At 60.8% G+C, this 4,528-nt stretch carries 4 protein-coding genes and 1 pseudogene; 3 read left to right on the top strand and 2 right to left on the bottom strand.

The genetic code is table 11. From position 1 onward, the window contains the following. From WCA53_RS31925 to WCA53_RS31915, 3 genes are all read left to right on the top strand, one after another. A partial coding sequence (locus WCA53_RS31925; protein WP_423921161.1) for an ABC transporter permease occupies positions 1-1,038 on the top strand: 1,038 nt, incomplete at its 5' end. 18 nt (positions 1,039-1,056) lie between these two features. Beyond that, a complete protein-coding gene (locus WCA53_RS31920) occupies positions 1,057-2,013 on the top strand; it encodes a 3-hydroxyacyl-CoA dehydrogenase (RefSeq protein WP_423921158.1) in 957 nt (318 codons plus the stop codon). A 12-nt stretch (positions 2,014-2,025) separates the two neighbouring features. Continuing rightward, positions 2,026-2,928, top strand: coding sequence for an SMP-30/gluconolactonase/LRE family protein (locus tag WCA53_RS31915; RefSeq protein WP_423921155.1), 903 nt, complete (start codon positions 2,026-2,028; stop codon positions 2,926-2,928). An 86-nt stretch (positions 2,929-3,014) separates the two neighbouring features. On the opposite strand, the gene WCA53_RS31910 is transcribed toward WCA53_RS31915, so the two are convergent. Both WCA53_RS31910 and WCA53_RS31905 read right to left on the bottom strand, forming a co-directional pair. Beyond that, positions 3,015-3,500: a hypothetical protein gene (locus tag WCA53_RS31910; RefSeq protein WP_423921152.1), complete on the bottom strand. Its 486-nt coding sequence runs from the start codon at positions 3,498-3,500 to the stop codon at positions 3,015-3,017. Positions 3,501-3,738: 238 nt separating this feature from the next. Further along, a pseudogene (locus WCA53_RS31905) lies at positions 3,739-4,411 on the bottom strand (MlaA family lipoprotein); the annotation flags it as partial. Positions 4,412-4,528: the final 117 nt, after the last annotated feature.

The raw sequence follows: 4,528 nt of genomic DNA, 5'->3' as shown, positions 1-4,528 counted from the left end.
AAGGACGATCCAAATGCGCGGCGCGTGAAGTTCGAAGTAGAAGATTTCCGGCCGATAGAAAACACGGAACTCAAGGGCCGCATGCTGGCCGACTGGATCGAACGCAATCGCGAGTGGGTCAAGTACGTGGTGCCCGCGTATTTGCTGTTCTTCGCGGTGATCGTCATCACGGGCATTGTCTACGGCCCGGGTGTGCTCGCGAGCGCCAATTTCTATACCAGCTTGCTGACGCTGACGCTCTTTCTGGCGATATTAGGACTCGGGCAAGGCGCGGTGATCTTGACTGGCGGTCTCGACCTTTCCGTGCCCTGGCTTATTACGCTGTCTGGTGTGTTGCTGACAGGGCTGACGCACGGCGTCAACGAAGCCGCGGCATGGGCTGTGCCGCTCGTGCTCGGAGCGGGCTTGCTGGTAGGCATATTCAACGGCATTGGCGTGGTCGTGCTGGGCTTGCCGCCCATTGTGGTCACCCTGGCCGCCAATGGCCTGCTCCAAGGCATCACGCTTATCTATTGCAACGGCTCGCCGCAAGGCTGGGCGCCACCGGTCATCAGCAATTTCACAAACGGACATATCGGGCCGTTGTCGCTCGCGGCATGGTGTGTGCCGCTGTTCCTCGTGCTTGCGTTGCTGTTGCTGCATCGCACGGCGTTCGGACGACGCATCTACGCCGTCGGCAATTCGCAGATCGCGGCCAAGCTCTCGGGCGTGCGCGTGGGCGCGACGCTTATCGCTGTGTATTGCCTCTCGGGTTTGTGTTCGGCCGTGGTGGGCTTGTTGCTCGCGGGTTTCAGCAACCAGGCATTCCTCGGCATGGGCGATCCGTATCTCTTGCCATCAATAGCGGTAGTGGTCGTTGGTGGCGCCTTGATCACTGGCGGCCGTGGTCACTATCTCGGCGTGTTCGGAGGCGCGTTGCTGCTCACCGCGCTCGGTACGCTGCTCGCCGGCACCACCGTGCCGCCCGCCGTGCGCGACATCATCAATGGCCTCGTCGTGCTGGCCGCGGTGATCACGCTGCGCGACAAGAAAGCCTGATCGTCCATGGAGCTAGTTATGGTGAATAAACGCGTTGCGGTGATTGGATCAGGGCGGATAGGCCGCGCGTGGGCGATCGTGTTCGCGCGCGCGCGCTTTGAGGTCAGGCTTTACGACGCCGACCCCACGATGCTCGACGGTGCGATTCCTTCCATTCGTGACAGCGTCGCCGACCTGCGCGAGTACGGATTGATCGAGGAGCCAGACGAACAGATTGTGTCGCGCGTTACGGCGTGCGAAAAACTCGCGGACGCCGTGCATGACGTCGATCTGGTGCAGGAGAACATCGCGGAGATCGTGGAGGTCAAGCGTGCGCTGTTCGCCGAACTGGACAAGCTGACGCGCCCCGACACGCTGCTTGCAAGCTCGACCTCAGGCCTGCCTGCTTCCACCTTCACCGAAGACCTTGCCGGCCGCGCGCGTTGCCTCGTTGCGCATCCGGTGAATCCACCTTCGCTGGTGCCGCTGGTCGAATTATGCGGCGCACCGTGGACCACGCCTCAGACGCTGGCCCGTGCGCGTGCGCTGTACGAAGAGGCCGGCCAGCAACCGGTTATCGTCACGCGAGAGATACCGGGGTTTTTGTTGAACCGCCTGCAAGGCGTTCTTCTCGATGAAGCGCTTAGCCTCTTCGCACGCGGCTATGCGAGTGCCGCGGATCTCGATACCGTGATGCGCGACGGCCTCGGACTGCGGTGGTCGTTCATGGGTCCGTTCGAGACCATCGACCTCAATGCGCCCGGTGGCGTGCCGGACTACGCGAAGCGTTACGGTGCGATGTATCGCTCCTTTGCAGCGGACAGCGTGCCGTTCGACTGGTCGCAAGAGAGCATCGCGCGACTCGATGCCGAGCGCCGCGACGTCCTGCCTCGTGACGAGATCGAAAGCCGCAGCCGCTGGCGTGACCGCCAGCTCATGGCATTGCTCGCGCATCGTCGGGCAATGTCGAAGTCCGACGACGACAAGACCTCATAACCGGAGACAGTAATGATCGAAACCCGCCTGATCGTCGATGCCGACAATCATCTTGGTGAAGGACCGCTGTGGGATGTGAAGGAACAACGCCTCTACTGGATCGACAGTACTGCTGCCGAAATCAGCAGTTGCCGCGCCGACGGCAGCGACGTGCGGCGCTATTTCGTGCCCCGCCACATTGGTTCGATGGCGCTGCGCGAGCAGGGCGGCGCCGTGGTTGCGCTCGCGAATGGCCTGCACTTCTACGACTTCGACGCGCAGACGATCAAGCTCATCGCGGACCCGGAAAGCGACGATCCCGAAACGCGTTTCAATGACGGCAAGGTGGACGGGCGCGGCCGCTTTATCGCGGGCACGATGGCCTACGACTTCGACCGCTACGACGCCGATCGCGGCCAGCGCTCGAGCCGAAGCGGTGCGCTGTATCGGCTCGACACAAACGGCCAGGTCACGCGTCTCGATGGCGGCATCAGTTGCTCGAACGGACCGTGCTGGAGCCCGGACAATCGCACGTTCTATTTCACCGATACCTACGACAAGCAGATGTACGCGTACGACTACGATATCGAGACCGGCGCGGTGGCAAACCGACGCGTGTTTGCGTCGGCGCGCGACATGGCGGGGACCTTCGATGGCGCGACCGTCGATGCCGAAGGCTACGTCTGGTCGGCGCTTGTTTTCGGCGGACGTATTCTGCGATTCGCGCCGGACGGCACGCTCGACCGCGTCGTGCCGTTCCCTGTGCGCAACCTGACGAGCGTGATGTTCGGCGGTGCGGATCTGGACATTCTGTTCGTCACGACGATGGGCCGCCCGATGTGGGGCATCCCGCAAAAGGAACGCGATAAAGGCGGCCTGTTCGCTATCACCGGGTTGGGCGTGAAGGGTTTGCCGGAACCGCGCTTCGCTGGATAACTAAATAAAATCGTGCCGCCGAAAACCACCCGCTTTGCCTCCAGGGCATGAAAGAAAATCCGCTCCTATCCGGCGATGCCGTGGCTTCACAGGCGCTTGCGGAGTTCGATCTCCGCGCGGGTCATAACAACCTTGCAGGCGAGCACGTGTTCGACCAGCGCGTCGTATATCGGATCAGCGGCGTCTCGCTCCGACGCGTATCTTTTAGCGATAGCGTGGCCTTGCTCTGCAGCAGATCGAAGATGCCCGATCTGAACTGCAATCACGTGGTCAGTAAGCTCCCAAACGGGAAACGCAGCCAACGTCTGGCGCGTCTGCTCCCACTCACGGTCCACACCATATTCCGCGTAACGCGGCAAATCGGCGTTGGACTCAAAGGCAGTCTTCAAGTCGTCGAGCCGTCCAGACATGCGACCGCAGACTGCCAAGACTATCCGCATCTGCGCTCGACGCCGCCGTCGTTCGACGAATCGTCCATGCGCGAAAGGTACGAGCGCGGCGGCAGCGATGGCAAGCATCCCGCCACCTGCCTGAGCAAGCTGCAACCAGTCGCCCCGGTGGAACGAATTCATGCGTGGAATTCCCTTTTTTATTTTCTGGCGATCCGATGGAAACGTGCGACCGAAGGAAATAGCTCCTAGTGGGTAACAACGCCCCCCGAGGGAGTCACAGCGCCGGACACGTGAGCCAGTCCATTCCTCGAATCTGGGTTTGCGCTCACCGTGCGCGACTCAGCCGCATCGGATACTCCGGTCGGCTCGTCATTGACGCCAGCGTAGTCCGGCGGCGCAGTGTCACTGTCCAGCAAATAGCGACGCCGTTGCGTATAGGCATTACGGACAAACGTGTACTTATCCAACGCTGCTTGTGACAGCACATCTGTCGCGCCGAGAAGATCAGCCCGCGCACTGATGAAGTTCACGCCGAATAAGGGGACACCGACGTCTGCTGACAGGAAGCTTATGGGAGTCGTGAAATACGCGAACATCCAGCTGGTCGAGTCCCGGAAGGAGCTTGGGCCGAACAGCGGTAGTACGAGATAGGGACCGGAAGGTACGCCGTAGTGTCCCAACGTCAGTCCAAAATCCTGTTGGTGCTTCGGCAAGCCAGCTGGTGTCGCCCAGTCGAGCAAACCACCCATCCCGAATGTCGAATTGAATGCAAAGCGCACCAGGTCCTCGGTGGCGTCGGTAAGCTTCAACTGCAGCAAGTCGTTCGACAAGTTTCCGATATCACCGATGTTCGAGAAGAAGTTGCTTATCGCGGTGCGAATGGGACTCGGAGTTATCTTCGTATATCCCACGGCCACCGGACGTGCGAAGTACGTGTCCACGCCATCGTTGAATGAGAAGACCGCTCGATTTATTGGCTCCAAAGGATCACCCGGCGTCCGCTCGGAACTGGACGCACAACCATATAGACCGATGATGGTTGTCAACACAACGCCGACCTGTGAGGCTCGGGTTTTCCAACTTGCTTGCATCGCTTACTTTCCTTGCGTTCGTATCTCTCGCTTCACCCCGGCGACCGTACGGAAATCCAGCCTGAACCGCCGTCCCCGGACGTCGTCGACCACTAATGTCGCATCAGGGCGGTGCGA

It is taken from the genome of Caballeronia sp. (assembly GCF_049581465.1).
Lineage (GTDB): Bacteria > Pseudomonadota > Gammaproteobacteria > Burkholderiales > Burkholderiaceae > Caballeronia.
The sequence above is the reverse complement of the archived record's forward strand: the minus strand, read 5'-3'. Positions and strand labels throughout refer to the sequence as shown.

What these genes read in the sequence shown, in the direction of transcription:
- WCA53_RS31915 (WP_423921155.1), top strand. Translation starts at nt 2,026, where the DNA reads ATGATCGAAACCCGCCTGATCGTCGATGCCGACAATCATCTTGGTGAA.
- WCA53_RS31910 (WP_423921152.1), bottom strand. Translation starts at nt 3,500, where the DNA reads ATGAATTCGTTCCACCGGGGCGACTGGTTGCAGCTTGCTCAGGCAGGT.
- WCA53_RS31920 (WP_423921158.1), top strand. Translation starts at nt 1,057, where the DNA reads ATGGTGAATAAACGCGTTGCGGTGATTGGATCAGGGCGGATAGGCCGC.